Below are 19,214 nucleotides of genomic sequence, written 5' to 3'. Positions count from 1 at the left end.
CACCATGGCGCCCGTTTGGCCCTGCAGGGCTCCCTGCGAAGGCTCTACACGGGACACTTCCCTTGCCTTGGGTGGGCCTACCTGCCATGGAACCTTCACGCCCGGCAGGGGTCGTCACCCCGCGGCCTAGAATGACGCGTGCTCAACGCCCAGACCGGTCCCGCTGCCGGTGCCGATTCACCGCTCCTGACCCTGAACCGCCTGCTCGCCACGGCCCTCACGGCCGGTGACGTGAAGCGCGTCATTCTGGAGCACGCCATACCTGCCAGTGGCGCCTGCGCCGGCAGCCTGATCAAGGTGGTCGACGCCGACACGCTGGTGATGGTGGGCTCGCACGGCTACCAGGTGCCCTTAACGGAGGTCTGGCAGCAGTTCCCGGCCGATCGTGGGTTCGCGGTGGCGGACGCCATTGCCCGTCAGGCACCGGTCTTCGCTTCCGCGCAGGACATCGAGCGGGACTACCCGGCGATGCACGGCCTGCTGCAGCCGGAGACGCGTGCCGTCGCTGTGCTTCCCCTGGTCGCCCGTGGGCAGGTGCTGTCCGCCGTCACCCTGTCGTTCACCCACGAGGACGCCATCTCCCCAGAGCGGCAGCAGTTCCTGCAGGCACTTTTCGAGGACTGCGCCCTCGCACTGTGCCGCGGCCGTCAGTACGACGACGAGCATTACGCCCGGGAACGCGCTCAGCTCCTGAGTCTGGCCAGCGAGGTGCTGGCCGCCTCGCTGGACGTGCCGGCCACGCTAGACCACCTCACGCGCCTCGCCATCGAACACGTGGCGGACTGGTGTGTCGTGTACCTGCCGGACGGCGATGGCCGGATGTGGCCGGAAGCGGTGGCGCATCAGGACCCCGGGAAGATCGATCTGCTGAGGTGGTACATCGGCCGCTACCAGGAAGACCCGGAGCGGCCAGGGTCGAACGGCTGGATCATGCGCACCGGGGAGCCGGTCCTGGTGCCGGTCGTGCCGGAGGCGGCCATCGACGCGCTGCCTGAGGAAGCGCAGCGCGAGGCGATCCGGTCGATGGGGCTGCACTCCGTGATCTCCGTTCCGCTGCCGTCTCCGCAGGGTCCCATCGGTGTGTTGGGGCTCGCCAGCAGCCACCTCGGCCGGGCGTATGGGGCGGACGATCTTCAACTCGCACAGGAGCTCGCGAAACGCGCGTCGGCCGCGCTCCTGAACGCCACGCAGCATCAGGCGTCCGTGCGGAGCGAGGAACGCTACCGCTCCCTGGTCGATGCCACCACGCAGACGGTCTGGACGGCAGACGTGAAAGGGGAACTGCACGGCGAGCAACCCGGCTGGGTCGCGCTGACCGGTCAGACCCCCGAACAGTTCCACGGGGTGGGCTGGGCGGAGCGCATTCACCCGGACGACCGGGGCAGAAGTGTCCGCGCCTGGCTGGCCGCCACGGAGCAGCGGGCCGTGTACGAACTGCAGCACCGCATCCGGGTGCGGAGCGGGGAGTACCGCACTTTCCACTCCCGCGCCGTTCCCGTCCTGGAGGCGGGCGGTCAGGTGCGCGAGTGGGTCGGCGTTTCGACCGACATCACGGCGCAGATTGAAGCGGAGCAGGCCCTGCGGGCCATGAACGCCACGCTGGAGGAGAAGGTGGCGGTCCGCACGCAGCACCTTCACGCGGCGCGGCGTCAGGCGGAAGTGCTCGCGTTGCTCGGGGACGCGCTGCAGCGCAGCACCTCGCCGGAGGAGGTCGCCCGAATCACGCTGGAAACCATCGGGAAGGAACTGGGGGCGAGCTGCATGATCGTCGCCCCGGTGGCCGACCATGCCCTGCTGCCCCGCACCACCTGGGGGGACCCGCCCCCGCTGGTCAGCCGGCAGCTGGCCCAGCCGGCCCTCAGGCTCGAGGACACGCCGATCCTGAAAAGCGTCGTGGACCAGGGCGAGGCCATCTACCTGGACTCGTATGCGGAGGACGCCCGCAGCGTGCCCGGGCTGGAGGAGTACGCCCTGGCCGTGGAGCCGATCCTCACGCAGGGCGGGGAAGTGAAGGGTGGTCTGGTCGCGTGGCGTCCTGCCCAGGCCGGCGCGTGGACGCCGGGCCAGCAGGACCTGCTGCGCCGCGCCGCGCAGACCATGGCCCTGGCGCTGCAGCGCACGGAGATCGCGGCAGAGCTGCAGCGCCAGCGTGACGAACTGGAAGCGGCCAACGCCTCCCTGAAGCGCAGCAATGCCGAGCTGGAACGCTTCGCTTTCGTGGCGTCACACGACCTGCAGGAGCCCCTGCGGACCATCACCAGCTTCACCCAGCTGCTGGACCGCCGGTACGGAACGCAGCTCGACGACTCGGGCCGGAGGTACCTGGGGTTCGTGGTCAGCGGCGCCGGGCGCATGAAGGGCCTGATTGACGATCTGCTGGTCTTCTCGCGCCTGAACACCGTTCAGGACCCGCTTCGTCCGCTGTTCGCCGGTGACGCGGTTCAGGGGGCCCTGAGCGGGCTCCAGGGTCTGATCGAGACCACGGGCGCGCGGGTGCACGTTCACCCATTGCCCGAGGTGGCCGGGGATCTGCGGGAGCTCACGCAGGTGTTCCAGAACCTGATCGGCAACGGCATCAAATTCCACCGTCCGGACGTCACACCCGAGATCTCCATCAGTGCGGAGGCCGACGGAGGGGACTGGCTGTTCCGCGTGCAGGACAACGGTATCGGCATCGAGGCCGGGTACCTCGACCGGGTGTTCGGCATGTTCCAGCGCCTGCACACCCGCGAGGAGTACGAGGGCACCGGCCTCGGCCTCTCCATCGTCCGCAAGGTCATCGAACGCCACGGTGGCCGGGTCTGGCTGGAATCCGAGGTGGGATCGGGAACGACCGTGAAGTTCACCCTCAGGTCCGCGGGCGCTGTTCCCGGCTAAAGCGGTGTCAACACTGCCGGGGACTGTGAGCGGGTCGGGTAGACAGAACAGCGTGGGGAAGAGCCCCGGGCCTCTCCACGATCAGGCCCTGGAAGAGGAGCGTGTTCACCTGGGCGTTCCGGCGTCGTCTGGGTGACTAACGGGCCGGGTCCGGCGAGCCGCTCAGGATGAGCCGCGCCTCACTGGCCGGGGATGGACGGGCGAGCAGGTAGCCCTGCACCCCGTCGCAGTTCAGCGACTGAACAAGGTCGAGTTGCGCTGCGGTCTCCACCCCCTCGGCGACGACGTGGAGGCCGAAGGCGTGCGCGAGGGAGACGATCGCGCCCACCATCACCTCGGCACGGTCGCCCTGGACGAACGAGCGGTCGATTTTCAGCGTGTCGATGGGAAGTGACCGCAGCAGGCTCAGGCTGCTGTACCCGGTGCCGAAGTCGTCCAGCGCCAGGCGCACGCCCAGGTCCCGCAGGTCCTTGAGCAGCGTGATGGCGGCGTCCGGGTTGCGCAGCACGACGCTTTCGGTGAGTTCCAGGATGAGCAGGCGCGGGTCCAGGCCGCTTTCTGCCAGGGCGTCCCGGACGATGGTCAGGAAGTCCGGCTGCTCGAACTGCCGCGCACTGACGTTCACACTCATCTCCACGGCCCTGTCCCCGGTCTGCCATTCGGCGGCCTGACGGCACGCCTCGCGCAGCACCCACGTGCCGAGCGGCACGATAAGCCCCGATTCCTCCGCCACCGGGATGAACTGCCCCGGTGGGATCAATCCCTGCTCGGGACGGGCCCAGCGGACCAGGGCCTCGCACCCGTGGGGCTGCCCACTCACGGCCCCGAACACCGGCTGGTAGTGCACGAGGAGCTCACCCGTGGCCAGCGCGGCGCGCAGGTCCCGCTCCAGGGCCAGGCGCTGCGCGGTTTCGCTCCCCATGCTCGGCTCGTACGTCCGGACGCTGTTCCGTCCGGCCTGCTTGGCACGGTACATGGCGATGTCGGTGTGCTTCTGCAGGGCGGTCACGTCCTGGCCGTCCCGCGGGGCGAGGGCCACACCGATCGAGGCGGTGACGTGAAGGGTGTGCCCGTCCACGTCGAAGGGCGCGGCCAGGCTGGTCAACAGGAGTTGGGAGAGACGTTCGGCGGCCCTGGGGTCACTCAGCTCCCCAAGGGTCACGGTGAATTCGTCGCCGCCCGTGCGGGCCACCATCCCGCTGCCGGGCACCGCGGCCTGCAGGCGGCGGGCGACCTGCTGCAGCAGGCGGTCCCCGACGTCATGGCCGAGGGCGTCGTTCACGGCCTTGAAGTGGTCCAGGTCGATGAACAGCACGGCGAGGGGCGTGCCCCCCGCCTCGCCAAGGCGGCGGTCGAGTTCCGCCTGGAACTGTGCGCGGCCCGGCAGGCCCGTCAGGAGGTCCAGGCGGGCCTGGTCGGTGAGGTGCTGTTGCGCCGTGGTGAATTCTTCCGCCATTCGCGCATACGCCGCGCTCTGATCCTGTTCTGCCCGCGCGTCCCGGGCGAGCATCTCGCTGTGCAGCTGCACGCTGAGCACCCGGGCCCTGCGGTCAAAGTCCTGCACGCGCCGCGTGTCGTCCAGCGCCTGCGCTTCCTTGACGAGCGTGTAGGCCCGCTCCCACTCCCCCCGCCGGGCGTGCAGATCACTGAGGTGGCCGAGGGCGAGGCGCTCCTGCGGGGCGCGGCGGTCACTGCGCGCGGCCGCGAGCGCCTGCTCGAGCAGCGCCTCCGCCACGTCCAGCTGACCGCTCTCCAGCAGGGCGTGCCCGTGGGTGAGGCGGCAGTGCGTCAACTGCTCGCGGGTGGCAGACTGCTCCGCGAGTGCCAGCACGTGGTCCCCGAGGAGGGCGGCCCGAGCCGCGCGGCCCGTGGCGGTCAGGCTGGCCATGACGTTGACCTGCAGCACCAGTTCATGCTGGGTCAGGCCCTGGGCCTGGATGAAGGGCAGGTAGGCCGAGGCGGTTTCCAGGACCTCCTCGTGCCGGCCGAGTTCGTGCAGGGCGAACACGACGTTGACGCCCGCGGCGGACTGCAGGGTCACATGACCGGCCCGCTGGGCCAGCAGGCGCATCTCGCGGAACGTCTGCAGCGCCAGTTCGTGATCCCCGAGGTCCGACTGGATCGCCCCGATGTTCCCGAGCGTGCGGGCCTGCCCGGCGTCATCCTCGTGCGCCTGGGCGAGGTGCAGGCTGGCGAGGTGATGCTCCATCGCCTCCCCGTACTGGCCGTGCGCACGGGCGACGAGGCCCAGGCCGTTCAGGGCCCGGGCCTCCGTAATGCCGTCACCGACGTTCAGGGCAGTGTCGCGGCTTTGAGTGAAGGCCTCCCGGGCCGCCGGGAGGTCTCCGCGGGTGAGGAACGCGCCTCCAAGCAGTGTCAGCGAGCGGGCCTGGCCGCGCAGGTCTTCCTGCTCCTGCACAAACTGGTAGATGCCCTGGAGCAGAACGGTCGCCTGCAGGGAATCGGTGGGAATGCGGCGTTCCGCTGCGTCCAGCCTCGCTTGCCAGGGAGAAGAGGGTTCCGCGGGGAACCTGGAGTTTTGCAGCACACCGGACGATAGATCACCCAGGCTGACATGGGGAAGCCATGAGTAGGGCGGCTCGGGGGGGGAGGTCATCCTGGAGCGTCGTGTTAGGGTATGAATGACCATTCATTCAACTGAATGACCATTCACTTTCGCCCGGAGACCCTCTATGACCCTGCAGGACAAACTCACCACCACGAAAAGGACACACATTCTCAACGCCGCCGCACGCACTTTCGCCGAAAAGGGCTACCACGCCACCACCGTCCGGGACGTCGCCCGGGCCGCCGGGGTGGCCGACGGCACGATCTACAACCACTTCCAGAACAAGTACGCCCTGCTGCTGGGCCTGTTCACCCAGATGACCGAGGCGGCGGAGCCGGCCCTCAACCCGGCCGCCCTCACCGGACTGCACCTGCGAGAGCTCCTGCGGGAAATGCTTGACCAGCCCCTGCAGTCGCTCAGAGGTGAGAATTACGAACTCGTGCGCGTGGTGCTGTCCGAGGCCCTGATCAACCGCGACCTCGCCTCCGCCTTCCGGACCGGACTGCTGACCCCCATGCTGGCCGGGACGGTTGAGGTGCTGCGCCGCCGCGGCGACCTGCGGGCCGACCCCGAGGACACCGTCCGGCTGCTGTCCAGCCTGGTGCTGGGTCTGCTCCTCCAGGCCGCCCTGGGAGACGAAGAGCTCCAGGAGACCTGGGCCGTGCTCCCGGACCGCCTGGCCGATCTGCTCGTGGGGGGACTGGCATGAAGGTCGGGATGCTGGCCTTCGGCACCCAGGGCGACGTGCAGCCCTACCTCGCGCTCGGCGCGGCCCTCGTTCGGGCCGGCCACGACGTGAAGCTCGTCACCCACCACGGCTACGCCATCACCGGGCGGAAGCTCGGAATCGACGTGACCGAGGTGCAAGGCAACGTGCAGGAGGCCATGCAGTCCCCTGAACTGCGCGAACTGCTGCGCCGGGGCAACTTTCTGAAAATCAACGCCTACACCAGCCGCCTGATTCAGGAGTACGCCGTCGGCTGGCTGCGCACCGCCCTGGCCGCCCTGCACGACCGCGACCTGCTGGCCTGCGGCATCGGAGGACTTCACCAGGCCAGGGCGCTTTCAGAGCACCTCCGCATTCCAGTGATCGAGGCGCACGTCGTGCCGTTCACCCCCACCCGCGAATTTCCCGCGCCTCTGGTGCCGGCCTGGCTGGGTCGCCTGGGGGGCGGGGTCAACCTTCTCACCCACCATGCCTTCCGGCAGGCGATGTGCCAGGGCTACCGCCGGGCCGACGCCGTGGCCCGACACGCCGTCCTGAATCTTCCCCCTGCCCCATTGACGGGCTCCACCGGCTGGAAAGGGCACGTCACCCCCCCGGTGCTGTACGGCATCAGCCCCCGCGTGCTGCGCCGCCCGGGTGACTGGCCGGCCCACGTTCACCTGACCGGGTTCTGGACGCTGGATCACGCGCCGGACTACCAACCGCCCGGCGCCCTGCAGGCCTTTCTGGACGAGGGACCGCCCCCGGTCTCCATCGGGTTCGGCAGCATGGGTAACACTGACCCGGCGCAGACGGCGGAGCTCGTCCTGACGGCCCTGCGCCGCACCGGGCAGCGCGCCGTGCTCCTGAGCGGCTGGGGCGGCATCCTGAACGGCGGAGCCCCGGAAGGCGCCTTCGTGAGCGGCCCGGTCGCGCACACCTGGTTGTTTCCCCGCATGGCCGGCGTCATTCACCACGGGGGGGCCGGCACCACCGCGGCCGGGCTGAGGGCCGGCGTGCCGGGCGCCGTGGTGCCCTTCTTCGGGGACCAGCCGTATTGGGGACGCAGGGTGCACGAGCTCGGGGTCGGCCCCGCTCCGGCCCCCCGCCGCACGCTGACGGCCGACCGGCTCTCCCGGATCATCGAAGCCGTCACCAGCGATGAGCAGCTCCGGAGGAATGCCGCGCAACTCGGTCAGCACCTTCGCCAGGAGGACGGCCCTGCCCAGGCCGTCCGCGCCGTCGAGCAGTTCGGACGGGCACTGGGTCCCCGCGCCAGCTCCGCGGTCTCCGGCGTCCGGCGCTAGCGCCTGTCCCGACCGCGCGTGACCTCCACGCCCACGTTGCACGCGGCGCTGGGCTGCAGGCGGGAAGGAAGCACGTTCAGAATATGCTGGCCACGCGGCGGGTGAACCGGGACCATCGGAGCCGAGCCCGGTGAAGCCGCCCACCAGAACGGCACTCGGAAGGTTCCGATTCGCTCCCGTCCGGTCCGGCGAATGCCCGCCCGGTACTGGGACGGCACAGGGCCAGAACCGCCGCGGGAAGCCGGGGCGATCACCGCATCCCTGCCGGGATGATGGTCCTCTCCCCCTTCGTTCCGGAGGGCTGTAAAGCAGGGTTCCGAGCTGACGAGGGGGCGGGGCCGTCGTCAGCCCTTGTCAGGAGGCCCGCCGCACGCCTGCTCGAAGCCAGGCGGACACCATCACCGGCGGCCCGACCAGGCCAGGCGCCTGGAGGTCCGGGGCAACGTCGCGTGCCTTCATGACCAATCAGGGGCACCGAAGTGCCCCTTCCTTTCCGCAAGGGTTCAAAGGGTTCAGGCGGGCGGCTCGGTGTGCTCGAAGGAGGAGACGATCGGACTGGAGACCAGGGGTTTGAAGTCCTCGTCCTTCACGAATTCCCAGCGTCGCGTGCCGAGCAGGCCCAGCAGTCCGGCAACCACCCCCATGCTCAGCAGGTACAGCATCAGCCGGGGGTACTGGCCCTCGTAGGCCCCAGTGACGGCGTGACGCAGGGCATATACGGACTGCGTGACCGGTGCCCAGTTGTGGATGGCCTGGAACGCCTGCGGCGCGGTTTCGACCGGGTAGCTGCCGCCGGACGCGGCGAGTTGCACGATCAGCAGGATCAGCGCGAACAGCCGCCCCGCCGCACCGAACAGGAAGATCAGGGCCAGCACCAGCGCCAGGAACGCCAGGCTGGACAGCACGGCGGTGGCGAGCACCTGGGCCGGGTGCAGGTAGTGCACGCCCAGCAGGTGAACGGCGACCACGACCCCGATTGCCTGAACGGTGACCAGCAGGGCGGGCACCGCTGCCTTGCGCAGCATCCGCGCCACCTGACTGGTGCGCAGGCCGCTCAGGGGAAGCTGCTGGTAGGGGAAAATGAAGGTGGTCATGGTGACGCCCACCCACAGCGCCAGCGCCATGAAGTACGGCGCGAAGGCCGTGCCGTTGTTCGGAGCGGCGGCGAAGGTCTGCACGTTGGTCTGCACGCTGGCGCTCAGGCCCTCGGGGTCACCGCCGAGGGTTTCCACATCCTCCGGCAGTCTGGAATACAGCTCGCTCAGGCCGTCGTGCAGTCTTGTCGCCCCGTCCTGCAAAGACACAGAGCCCTGATTCAGTTGTGCCGCTCCGCTGCTCAGCTGGTCGAGGCCCTGGCTGAGGTCCCCGGTTTTCTGCGCGAGGGTGCTTGCGCCGCTGCCGAGCCGGTCCAGGTCCTCCTGGGCCGGAAGTTGACCGGTGATGGTGCCCAGCGCGCCCTTGATCTTCAGGTTGCCCTGCACCAGCTGGTCCACGCCGCCCTGCAGCTGGGCCGCGCCGCTGGCGAGGGCCTGGGCGCCCTGGGCGGCTTCCCTGGTTTTCCGGGCCAGGGTGGCGCTGCCCGTCTGGAGCTGCGCGGTGCCTCCCGCGACCTTCTGGCTGCCGCTCGCGAGCTGCCGGGCACCCGCGGCCGCGGTGCCGGCGCCCGTCTCGGCTTTCTTCAGGTTCGCGGCGAGGGTCTCTGCGCCCTCCTGAAGTTGCGCGGTACCGCCGGCCAGCGTCCGGCTGCCGGTCGCGAGGCTTTTCGCCCCGTCCACCGCGGCCTGACTGCCCGCCTGCGCCTCGCGCAGTTTGCTCGTGAGGATACCGGCGCCCGCTTCGAGTTTTGCCGTCCCCTCGGCCAGCCGGGTGGCCCCGGTCCCGAGTTGCCGGGCGCCGGCCACGGCCGAAGCACTCCCAGCCTGCGCCTCCTTGAGTTTCCCGGCGAGGGTGGTCGCGCCCGTTTCCAGTTGCGCGGTGGCGTCGGCCAGGCGGGCAGCGCCGCCACTGAGCTGCGTCGCGCCCGTGACGGCCGTTCCGGAGCCGCCCCCCAGGTCGGTCAGGCCGCTGACCAGCGCGTCCGTGCCGCCTTTCACGGCAGCCGCGCCCTGACTGATCTGCGCCGCCCCGGTTTTCAGCGTGGCGGGCGCCAGCGCATTGCCCTTGACCTGGTCGTCAAGCTGGCGCGCTCCGGCCGCCAGCTGGGCGGCGGCGCTGCCCAGGTTGACGGCCCCGGTCTTCGCCTGGTTCAGCCCGGCCTGCAGTTGCGGCAGCTGGGTGGCGAGCTTCTGGCTGCCTGCGGCCAGCTGTTGCGCACCTGCATTCGCGGCCTTCGCGCCGCTGGCCAGTTGAGTGGCGCCTCCGGCGAGTTGCCCCAGGCCGCTTTGAAGGTCCGGGAGCTGACTGGCGAGCTGCTGGTTGCCCTGGGCGAGCTGCCGGGCACCCTGGTTGGCCGATTGTGCGCCGCTGGACAGCTCGGCCGCGCCGTCGGCGAGCTGTCCCAGCCCGGACTGCAGTTGCGGCAACTGGGCGGCGAGCTGGGCGTTGCCCTGCGCCACCTGACGCGCGCCGCTGTTCGCGCGGTTCGCGCCGGCCGAAAGCTGAGCGGCTCCGTCCGACAGCTGCCCCAGCCCGGTCTGTAACTGGGGGAGCTGAGCCGCCAGCTGTTGGTTGCCGGAAGACACCTGCTGCGCGCCACTGTGGGCTGCCTTCGTGCCGGCGGCCAGCTGGTCGGCCCCGGTGGTGAGTTGCTTCAGTCCGCCGGCCAGGGTCCTCGAGCCGTCCTTGAGCTTCGCCGCGCCACTTTGCAGGGGAGCCAGCTGGCTTGTTCCCGGTGCGGCAGCCTCCAGCTGCCTCAGTCCGCTTCCGAGCCTGGCGCTGCCGTCGGTAAGGCGGTTCACGCCGCTGGCGAGGTCGCGTGCCCCGGCGGTGAGCTGCTTCGCGCCGCTGGCGGCCTGCTGCGTCCCGCCGGCCAGGGTGCTGGCGCCGTCATGCAGCCTGACGGTTCCGGTTCGGAGGTCCTCGGCCCCATCACGCAGCTTCCTGGTGGCGATGCGGATGTCCTTGAATCCCTGCTGCACGTCGGCCAGGGAGTTCTGCACGGCTTCCCAGCGGTTTTCGCCCAGGGTCTTGTTGAGGTTCTCGGCGAGCGTGGTCCCGAAACTGCTGGCGACGCGGCTGGCGAAGTAATTGGCGCCCTCGGAGACGTAGAGGTTCAGCAGGCCGTGTTCACTGCTGCTGCCGGCCAGGGATTTCCGGCTGAAGTTCGCAGGGAGGGTGAGGGAGAAGTACACGTCGCCGCGCCGCACGGCGGCCTGCGCTTCCTGTTCGGTTTCGAAGTGCACGAACTTGAACTTGGGGTCGTCCTGGAGGGTGTCGCTGACTTCCTGGCCGAGTTCGTAGTGCGTGCCCCGGTAGTCGGTGCCCTGGTCGAGGTTCACGAAGGCGACGGGCAGATGCTGGAGGTTCCCGTAAGGGTCGTAGCTGCTGGAGAGGTAGACGGTGGCGTAGAGCAGTGGGGTGGCGGCGATGGCGGCGGCGGAGAGCCACATCATGGGGTGGTGCCACAGGCTGCGTTCGGCTGGGGTCAGGACGGTGTAGTCACGCTTCAGGGACATGTGGGGGCTCCTCTCCGGCAAGGCCGACGCCTTCCAGAGTGAGGGCAGTATCGATCCCTACTGTCAATCTGTCAAGTGACGGAAAGTCAGAAAAAAGGATTGGTGTGGAACATGGCTTCAGCTGCCCGGCTCCCCAACCCGCCACCTCGAAGGCTCAGGGCCGACCACCGCGCGAACCGGTCCTGCAAGGCGCCGCCGGTCTCAGCCCGATATCCTGAAAGGGTGTCCCCCACGGTCTTTCATCTGATCGGCCCGCCCGGCAGTGGCAAACGGACGGTCGGACTCCACCTGGCCGCCCTGACCGGGGCGGTGCTGCTGGACAATCACCTCTTCCGGGACGCCGTGTACCGGCCGTACGGCGCCGACGGACTCCGGCCGATCCCGCCTGAACTGCAGGCGCTGGGGACGCAGGTGTGGGCACTGGGATTGCAGGCTGCCCGAATGGCCCCCGGAGAGGTGAGCCAGATCTTCACCGCTCACCATGCCGGGGATGCGGCGGGAGCGGCGGCGGCAGAGCAGATTCGTGCCGTGGCGGTGGACCGCCAGGCGCGGTACGTTCCGGTGTGGCTGCAGTGTGAAGTGGAGGAACTCGCGCGCCGGGTGGCACTCCCGGACCGCCGTGATCGGGCGAAACTCCGTGACCCCGCTCAGCTCCGGCAGGTCCTGGAGGCACGGGGCATGCTGGAACCCCACCCGGGCGCCCTGGTGATCGACACGGGCGCGGCGCCACCTGTCGAAGCTGCACAACGCATTGCGGCGTGCATCACCAGCTGAGCACAGTGGGCCGGAGAGGGGCGATGGAGGTCGGCGGTCATGCCCTAGCCACCTGCACTCCTGGGGTTGCGAGTTAACCGGACCTGGCCGCCCCGCACGAGGTAGCGAAACGGCAGGTGCGGGCAGCGTTCAACACAGGGGCTCTCGGTGGTCCCGTCGCCCCTGCCCCCATTCTGGGTTTGGGCACGCCTTAGTCTCAGGTGACCTCCGCCCTTCAGAGTTCAGGCAGATCCGTGAACGGATCCGGCGTCCGGGCCCGCGGTCCCAGTTCGTCCATGAGGGTCAGGAACACACTCGCCAGTGCAGGATCGAAATGGGACCCGGCGGTCCGCTGAATTTCAGCGAGCGCTTCCTCGTGAGACCATGCGCGTTTGTAGGGCCGTTCGTCGGTGAGGGCGTCGTACACGTCGATGAACGCGAACAGGCGCGCCGCGAACGGAATGCTCTCCCCTGCCAGGCCGTGCGGGTACCCGCTTCCGTCCCAGCGCTCGTGGTGGTGCAGCACGACGTCCAGGGTGGTGCCGGGCAACGTGGGAATGTGCCGGAGCAGTTCATGCCCGATTTCGGAGTGGCGTTTCATGGCGGTCCATTCGGTGGCGTCCAGCTTGCCGGGTTTGAGCAGGATGTCGTCGGGAATGGCGATCTTGCCTGTGTCGTGCAGGTACGCGCCCCACCGGAGCGCGTCCAGGTCGGGTCCGGCGAGGTTCAGGCGGCGGCCGAACTGTTCGGCGAGGGCCACGACCCGGTCGGTGTGGCCTGCCGTCTCGTAATCGCGGTACTCCAGGACCAGACCCAGTGCGCGCAGCGTCTCCTCGCGGGACGCGTCGAGTTGCGTGACGTGCAGGCTGCGTTCCATGGCGGTGCCGGCGTACTCGCTGATGGTGCCCAGCAGGCGGCGGGCGTCCGCGCGGACCTGCCCGTACTCGCTGAACAGCAGGAACGCGCCCAGCAGCTCCCCGTGTGCCATGACAGGCAGCGCGGCGACGCCCTGGTACTCGGTGAGCAGGGCCAGTACGGGCGGGGGAAGCCTGGCTGCGTCGAGGGTGGTGAAGTGCGCCTGACCGGCAAAGAGCGGTGGCCCGAGCGTGCCCAGCGACGAGGTGCGGCCAGGTTCCGCTTTCAGGAAGGTGACCAGGGGCTCCTTGAGCCCGTGGGCGTGCACGGCGTCCATGCGCGGCCCGGTGATGCGGATGTACAGTCCGCCCGCGAAATCCGTGAGGTCCACGCAGCGTTCCAGCGCTTCCCGCGCCAGTTCCAGCGGGTCATGCTGCGTGGCGAGGGTTTCCGCGAGTTCCAGCAGCGCCTGGTACCGCTGCACCTGCGCCTGCAGCTGCCGTTCGGCCTGGAGCTGCGCGGTGACGTCCTCCACCACCACCAGCCGAACGTCCCGTTCAGTGATCTTCAGGCTGCGGCCATGCACGACCACGTCGATGGACGTGCCGTCCCGGAGCACGTGGCGCGCGGGGGTGCTGTTCACCTCATCGTGATCGATGGCGCGGATGATGCCGGGCAGCGACTGACTCTGCTCCGGGGGACGGAACTCCAGAAGGGTCATGTTGAGGAACTCCTCGCGGGCGTAGCCGTACTTTTCGACCGCTGCGCTGTTCACTTCCAGGACGCGCAGGGTCTGCCGGTCGTACAGCCACATAGGCAGCGGGTTGCGCTCAAACAGGTGCCGGAAGGCCGTTTCGCGGTTCGCAAGTTCCTGCCCGAGGCGAACGGTGGCGCTCACGTCCCGGGAGTTCACGAGGATGCCGCCGATGTCCGGATCGTCGAAATGGTTGGCCGCGATGGATTCGATCCACACCCACTCGCCGCTCTGGTGCCGGAAGCGGAACGTGGCCCGAACAGGCTCGGCGCGTCCATCGGCCAGGGCACCCAGGGCTTGAGCGACGAGCTCGTGGTCGTCCGGGTGAATGAAGTCGAACGCCGGCCGGTTGTCCAGGTCCCCTTCGGGATACCCGAGGATCTTGCTGGTGGCGGCCGTGGTGAAGATCAACTGCCCGCCCGGGTCGAGGATGCTGACAAGGTCCGCGCCGTAACGATTGAGTTTCTGATGCCGGGCTTCGCTGGCCTTGAGCTGTTCGTGCAGCAACGCCCCCTGCAGCGCCTGCACGCCCTGCCGAGCGAGCGTCTGCATGAACACCAGCTCCCCAGGGGTGAGCGGGTGGACGCGCGTGAAGCTGAGTGCCAGCACGCCCAATTGGTGGCCGTCGTTGTGCAGGGGCAGCAGCGCCGTGAGGGGGTACGGCCCGGGCGGCATGCTCGGGTAGCGCACCTGCCAGTCGTGGGCCGTCACGATGATCGGCCCCTGCCCGCTGGCGGCGTCACGGACCTCGTGCAATTGATCAGCATCCAGGAATTGCTGCCAGCGGGCGGAGACAGCCCCGTCGTATCCGGTGGCGCCCACCGGAGTGAGCGGCAGGTGCGGCGCGCGGCGCAGCACGATCATGCCGGCCTGCGCGCCGAGCGTGGTGGTGGCGTCCTCCACCACGGCCCGGGCGACCTCCTCCGCCGAGAGCGCTCCGGCCAGCGCGGCGGTGACCGTGTGTCCCGAGGCGCCAGTGCTGGCCCCCCGAACGGTGAGGGTGATGTCCTGCAGGGTGAGCAGCACGCCCGCGATCAACGGATCCTCGCCGTGATGGGCAGCCGTGCCGCTCAGCCAGCGCCACGCCCTTCCGTCCGGCGTCACGCGGAAGGCCGGCAGGGTCGCCGCCTCTCCCCCACGAAGTGCCGCGAGGACCCCGGCCAGGGCCAGCTGGTCCTCAGGATGAATCCACGTTCTCAATTGGGCGCCGGGCGCGGCAGACGGCAGGACATGCCGCGCGGCCGGCCCGAGGTACTTCACCTGACCGCGTGGCGTCACGATCATCACCAGGTCCGCGTGATGCGCGAACAGGCGGTCAAGGACGGTCCGGTCTGAAATGGGGGCGCCGTCGGAGGAGGGAGGGGTGGGTGGGTTCATGTCTCCTGGGATCTGCTGATTCTACGCGGCTGCGCGCAGATTTCCGGGTGAACCCGGTCACGATGACGCCGAGCAGCGTTGGTCACGCGAACCGGGGTGCCCGGTGAGCCCGACCAGGACATGCCCGCATTCCCTTCCAGCTTGGTGGAGCATCACGGCGGCCAGACCCTCCTCGCGCCTCGGGGAAGGGCTCGCATCGACAAGAATCCCCCGACTTCTCCCGGTCAATGATCGTGCTGACCCCGGAAACGATTGGCCGCCGCTTCTCCATGGAGGTCGCGCAGGGAATCAGTGCGCCCGGCCACCCCGACCTGGCCAGGGTGGAGGCAATCACGCCCAGACACAACCTCGTGCCCGTCTGAAGAACATGCGCGCCGGCTCCCGTCTCCAATGGAGCGTGGGCACTTCCAGCTCAGCCCACACTCTTTAGAGGACGCTGGCACGTCTCTTGGATCGGGGGGTGAGGCGGGCCGCGGTTCACTGGCCGCTACCCCGTGAATTGTCAGGTGCTCTGGGGGGTAAGCCGGAGGTCAGGGCGTCACGATGGCCCTTCCCCACGACATCGCTGAGCCATCCTGCTCCTCGTACCGTGCAGCCATGAAAAGGTCCCTGCCCGTCCTGCTCGCCGCGTGTTCCACCGCCCTTGCCGTGCCGGTCCCGTTCCGCGCCTGGAGCGACGCGCGGCCCCTGCCGTCCGAAGCGAGCTTCGCCACCAAGCTCCCGAGCTTCGCCGCGTGCGGCTCAGCGGACTTCGACCGTTCCAAACTCTCGCCGGACGTCCTCACCGGGTATGACAACCTGACGAAGCTGGTCGCGAGTCTGAAGGCCGACGATCCCCTGCGCGCCACGATGGAAAAGACCCTCGAGCAGATGCGTGGACAGCTGGTCAAGGCGGCGCCCGCCACGGCACCCACCATCCCGACCTCGCTTGCCGCGGCCGTGGGGAACGCCCAGACCTGGCTGGAAAAGAACGAAGCCCGTGGGTGGCAGGCCTTCACGGCCAGTCCGGACGCCAAAAGTGCCAGGAACGCCTCCCAGGCCGCCCTGGCCGCCGCCATGCTCGGCAAGCCGAGTGCGGCCCTCGCCGCCCTCCTCACCGCACACAAACTCGATCCGCACAATCCGGAGACCCTCGCCAACCTTGGCGGGGTGCTCGAAACCCTGGGCTTGCCGGGTGAAGCCCTCGTCGTGCTGGACGCCGCCATGAAACTCGCCAGGAGCGACGTGGGCGCCTTCGGGTGGTCGAATACCGCGACCCTGAACACCAACCGGGGCCTGGCCCTGGCGGACCTGCGTCGCTGGCACGAGGCCGAAGCGGCCCTGTCGAGCGCCCTGCAAGGGGCTCCGATGCTGGCGGAAGCGCGGCTGGGGATGGCGCGCGTGCTGACGTGCCAGGGCAAGGTGGCGCAGGCCGCCCGGTATGCCCGCACCGGCCAGCGCCGCACCCCCCCAGCGCCGCCCGCTGTTAAACCACCGGCGGGAGCGCCAGGGGACGCCGACGGGGTGAGCGAAATCGCGTCCGGGAAAGACACAAATGCCGTGGCGCACCTGCCCGCGTCGTTCACCTTCGACCTGTCCCGCGGCAAGGACTTCGCCCTGCCGAACCTGAAGCTGCCGCAAACCCTCAAGGACGCGGTGGTGCTCTACGACAAGTACGAGAAGTTGCACGCCGACCTGCACGCCCGCTGGGAGGCGATTCGCAAACGCAGCGAGGAGGTCGAGGCGCAACTCCGGCGCCAACCCGGAGGGTCACCGGTCGTGCAGGCGCGCCGCGAAGCGCTCTGGCAGGCAAGCCTGCACCTGAACGACGAGCCGACCGTGAAACGCCTGTACGAAGCTCAGGTCAAGTCGTCCCTCGCCGTCACCAAGGTCGACGCGGACTTCTCGCACTGCTCAGGCGGCTGCATCGCCGACGACTTCATCAGGAAGGCGCGCACGCCCGAGGAACTCGAGGCGCTGTGTCACGCGGCCATGTCCACCCAGAACGACAGGTGGCGCAGCGCCATGCACAGCCACGCGCAAAACCTCGGCGCGTACCTGAAGGCCGCGTACAGGTTGGAAACCGCCCTGGCCGCGAACTACAGTGATCCCCTCTGGCACGAGCGGCTCTCCCTGAATGCCGAGTTTCTCGCCACGACGGAATTCATGGGGTACGTGAGCGACGCCCTTCACTGGGCGCACGACATCAAGGCCTTCAGTTGTTACGAAAGCCCCACGACCGACACGAGCGACCCGATTGCCGGCGAACTCGTCACGCCCAGGGCGGATCCGTGCAAGGCGGTGTACGACGGGATGAGCCTCTCGTTCTCGGTGAGCGTCGTCGGCTTCTCGATTTCGTGCGACGCCATGAGTGTCTCGGCGGCCACGCCCGGCTGGATCGGCGCGTTCGGCTCCTTCTCGCAGAGCTTCGGCAGCAAGGAGTACACCGTCACCGTCGGCATCCAGGAAGGCGTGAGTGTCGGAGTCGGCAGTGTCTCGGCGGGCGCCACCTCGCAGCAGGGTGCGTACGTGTCGTGGGGCAAAGACGGCGTGACGGACGCCGGCGTGTCCATCACCACGGGCGCGGCGGTCGGTGCGACCCGCGGCTCGGTCGGCGGGTCGAAGGACCTCATCACGGACGTCACGGGCGCGTTGAGCGGCAAGTGGAGCTTCATCGCCAGCCCCGGCGGCGTGAAGTGAGCTGAACGCGTCAAAGTCGAGGGAGAGCGGTGGGTTCCGGCCCACCGCCCGTCCTGCCCCCCCAGAGTGACCATCGTCATCAGACGTTCAGACCAGGCAAGCCGCCTGTTTCATTGACCTCCTGCTCATGCCCGGTCTGGCTGCCTGGCCTCAGCCGGAACGCATTCTCGGCAACGCAGGAAAAAGGGAGGAAGGGAAACGGCTTCTCCCCCAAACCCCAGAGAGGCCCGTCTGCTCCGCGCTCCGACAGTGGCGAAGTGGGTTGCGATGCTTGACGACTGATGGCGACCTCCTGTCCTGCTCACGGTCACCGCCACCCGGCTGATCCCTGGCGTCTGGACGCAGGTGCGTCGATTCCAACCTGTGCCGCACGTTCCGAACTCCTTTCTCGTGCCGGAGCCAGCAAGCGCCGTTTCTCCCGCGGCAATCCTCAGCGAGGACATCAGGCGAACCCCCTGGCACCTGTACGGTAGAACCGATGACGGCGCTTCACCCGTGCAGCCCACCCTCCTGATCGTGCTGGGAGGGGCGACGGCGGGCTGTGTCTGGCACACCGCCTGTGTCCGGGTCCTCATCGTTCAGAGCCCTTCATTGGCTGAGTGAAAAGGAGTCACTGTATGCCTCACCCCACCTGGACTGCCCTGTCATGGCTAAATGAGCCCTCCTGGACTGTGCGAGACGACGCCCTGATCGTTCAGACCTCCGAACGGACCGATTTCTGGCGTGAGACGCACTACGGGTTTATCCGGGATTCCGGGCATGTCCTGCACACGCCACCGATGCAGGAATTCACCGCGCAGGTGCGCGTGCGGGGACGGTACGAGGCGCTCTACGACCAGGCAGGGCTGATGCTGCGCGCCGATCCCGCCTGCTGGGTCAAGACCGGCGTGGAGTACGTCTCTCAGCAGCAACTCAGTGCCGTGGTCACGCGCGAGTACAGTGATTGGAACGTCTGCCCGGCCGGCATGCCGGAGCACGTGGACCTGCGCATGACCCGGCGGGGAGATGCGGTCAGCATCCAGACCCGCCTCCCGGGGCTGGACTGGCAGTTGCTGAGGCTCACCTACTTTCCCCCGGAGCGGCCCGCCGTGGTCGGCGTGTACGCCTGCAGTCCGGAGCGGGGCGGCTTCGAAGTGACCTTTGAGGACTTCAGGCTGGGTGAGCCGGACGCCTCGAAGCCCTACTGAACCGCCGGCCAGACGTGACCCCTCCTGTGTCCTGGGGCCCCTGACCCATGCTGACCGCGCAGGACACCATCCGGGGGGCCTTCACCGCTGGGGCGTCCGGTGTCCTGCCCGGGCACGATCTGCGCCGCCGAAGCACATGACGCCCCGTGTTCCAGACCCTCGCGCCTGCGCGGCACTCCGATTTGCCCGGCCCGGTCGTCCCCCGCCCAATAGGCCAACGCAGGCTTTTGGTCCCGCTGCAAGGCACACTGCAGCATCCACAGGTGCTGGGATTGCCTGGACGTCGCCAGGAGGTCGTGAGGAACGTTACCCCAGCAGAAGGCCGTACCCAGCCCGCCGTCCCGGTCCGGGTGGCTCAGGGGGACCAGCGTCGCACTGATGCGGAACGCAGACCTCGTCCAGTCGGCGGGCCAGACGGGACTGCTCCATCACAGCGAGGCCCGTGACGAGCGCGGTGTGCGTCACCATCAACAGTGCCTGAATGGGCGTGAGGGTCCTTCCGGCTGCCAGATTTGCTGTTACGACAGCAGGCCCGC

10 protein-coding genes are annotated in these 19,214 nt (G+C 68.9%); 7 read left to right on the top strand and 3 right to left on the bottom strand.

Going from position 1 to position 19,214, the window contains the following annotated elements; all coding sequences use genetic code 11:
* Positions 1 to 138: 138 nt before the first annotated feature.
* Entirely contained in the window at positions 139 to 2,877 is a 2,739-nt protein-coding gene (locus DFI_RS14280) for a GAF domain-containing protein (RefSeq protein WP_027463649.1), read from the top strand.
* 136 nt (positions 2,878 to 3,013) lie between these two features.
* Here DFI_RS14280 and DFI_RS14275 read toward each other — a convergent pair whose 3' ends face one another.
* Positions 3,014 to 5,425: an EAL domain-containing protein gene (locus tag DFI_RS14275; protein WP_081425917.1), complete on the bottom strand. Its 2,412-nt coding sequence runs from the start codon at positions 5,423 to 5,425 to the stop codon at positions 3,014 to 3,016.
* 145 nt (positions 5,426 to 5,570) lie between these two features.
* Here DFI_RS14275 and DFI_RS14270 point away from each other — a divergent pair, with 145 nt between their 5' ends.
* Both DFI_RS14270 and DFI_RS14265 read left to right on the top strand, forming a co-directional pair.
* Positions 5,571 to 6,155 (top strand): TetR/AcrR family transcriptional regulator, encoded by a 585-nt coding sequence (locus DFI_RS14270; protein ID WP_027463648.1) that lies wholly within the window; start codon positions 5,571 to 5,573, stop codon positions 6,153 to 6,155.
* Positions 6,152 to 7,459: a glycosyltransferase gene (locus DFI_RS14265; RefSeq protein WP_051308040.1), complete on the top strand. Its 1,308-nt coding sequence runs from the start codon at positions 6,152 to 6,154 to the stop codon at positions 7,457 to 7,459. Before DFI_RS14270 ends, DFI_RS14265 begins: the two co-directional genes overlap by 4 nt.
* 512 nt (positions 7,460 to 7,971) lie before the next feature.
* On the opposite strand, the gene DFI_RS14260 is transcribed toward DFI_RS14265, so the two are convergent.
* A complete protein-coding gene (locus DFI_RS14260) occupies positions 7,972 to 11,073 on the bottom strand; it encodes a YhgE/Pip domain-containing protein (protein ID WP_051308037.1) in 3,102 nt (1,033 codons plus the stop codon).
* Positions 11,074 to 11,295: 222 nt separating this feature from the next.
* On the opposite strand from DFI_RS14260, the gene DFI_RS14255 reads away from it, so the two are divergent.
* Positions 11,296 to 11,847 carry a P-loop NTPase family protein gene (locus tag DFI_RS14255; protein ID WP_081425916.1) on the top strand — a complete coding sequence of 184 codons (552 nt, stop codon included), beginning with the start codon at positions 11,296 to 11,298 and terminating at the stop codon, positions 11,845 to 11,847.
* A 214-nt stretch (positions 11,848 to 12,061) separates the two neighbouring features.
* On the opposite strand, the gene DFI_RS14250 is transcribed toward DFI_RS14255, so the two are convergent.
* Positions 12,062 to 14,812: an HD domain-containing phosphohydrolase gene (locus tag DFI_RS14250; RefSeq protein ID WP_051308036.1), complete on the bottom strand. Its 2,751-nt coding sequence runs from the start codon at positions 14,810 to 14,812 to the stop codon at positions 12,062 to 12,064.
* A 227-nt stretch (positions 14,813 to 15,039) separates the two neighbouring features.
* On the opposite strand from DFI_RS14250, the gene DFI_RS20965 reads away from it, so the two are divergent.
* From DFI_RS20965 to DFI_RS14240, 3 genes are all read left to right on the top strand, one after another.
* Complete coding sequence (locus DFI_RS20965) at positions 15,040 to 15,174, top strand: hypothetical protein (protein ID WP_276345307.1); 135 nt, start codon at positions 15,040 to 15,042, stop codon at positions 15,172 to 15,174.
* A 235-nt stretch (positions 15,175 to 15,409) separates the two neighbouring features.
* The gene (locus DFI_RS14245; protein ID WP_027463646.1) at positions 15,410 to 17,491 is read left to right on the top strand and encodes a tetratricopeptide repeat protein; all 2,082 of its coding nucleotides are present in this window, start codon (positions 15,410 to 15,412) and stop codon (positions 17,489 to 17,491) included.
* 617 nt (positions 17,492 to 18,108) lie between these two features.
* Positions 18,109 to 18,678: a DUF1349 domain-containing protein gene (locus DFI_RS14240; RefSeq protein WP_043778863.1), complete on the top strand. Its 570-nt coding sequence runs from the start codon at positions 18,109 to 18,111 to the stop codon at positions 18,676 to 18,678.
* Positions 18,679 to 19,214: the final 536 nt, after the last annotated feature.

Source organism: Deinococcus ficus (assembly GCF_003444775.1).
GTDB lineage: Bacteria > Deinococcota > Deinococci > Deinococcales > Deinococcaceae > Deinococcus > Deinococcus ficus.
Note: the sequence above shows the minus strand (reverse complement) of the source record. Positions and strands in the feature narration are given on the sequence as shown.

Bases quoted from the DNA above. Each gene is read 5' to 3' on its own strand.
- DFI_RS14265 (WP_051308040.1), top strand. From the start codon at position 6,152: ATGAAGGTCGGGATGCTGGCCTTCGGCACCCAGGGCGACGTGCAGCCC.
- DFI_RS20965 (WP_276345307.1), top strand. From the start codon at position 15,040: ATGATCGTGCTGACCCCGGAAACGATTGGCCGCCGCTTCTCCATGGAG.
- DFI_RS14245 (WP_027463646.1), top strand. From the start codon at position 15,410: ATGAAAAGGTCCCTGCCCGTCCTGCTCGCCGCGTGTTCCACCGCCCTT.
- DFI_RS14250 (WP_051308036.1), bottom strand. From the start codon at position 14,812: ATGAACCCACCCACCCCTCCCTCCTCCGACGGCGCCCCCATTTCAGAC.
- DFI_RS14270 (WP_027463648.1), top strand. From the start codon at position 5,571: ATGACCCTGCAGGACAAACTCACCACCACGAAAAGGACACACATTCTC.
- DFI_RS14260 (WP_051308037.1), bottom strand. From the start codon at position 11,073: ATGTCCCTGAAGCGTGACTACACCGTCCTGACCCCAGCCGAACGCAGC.
- DFI_RS14240 (WP_043778863.1), top strand. From the start codon at position 18,109: ATGCCTCACCCCACCTGGACTGCCCTGTCATGGCTAAATGAGCCCTCC.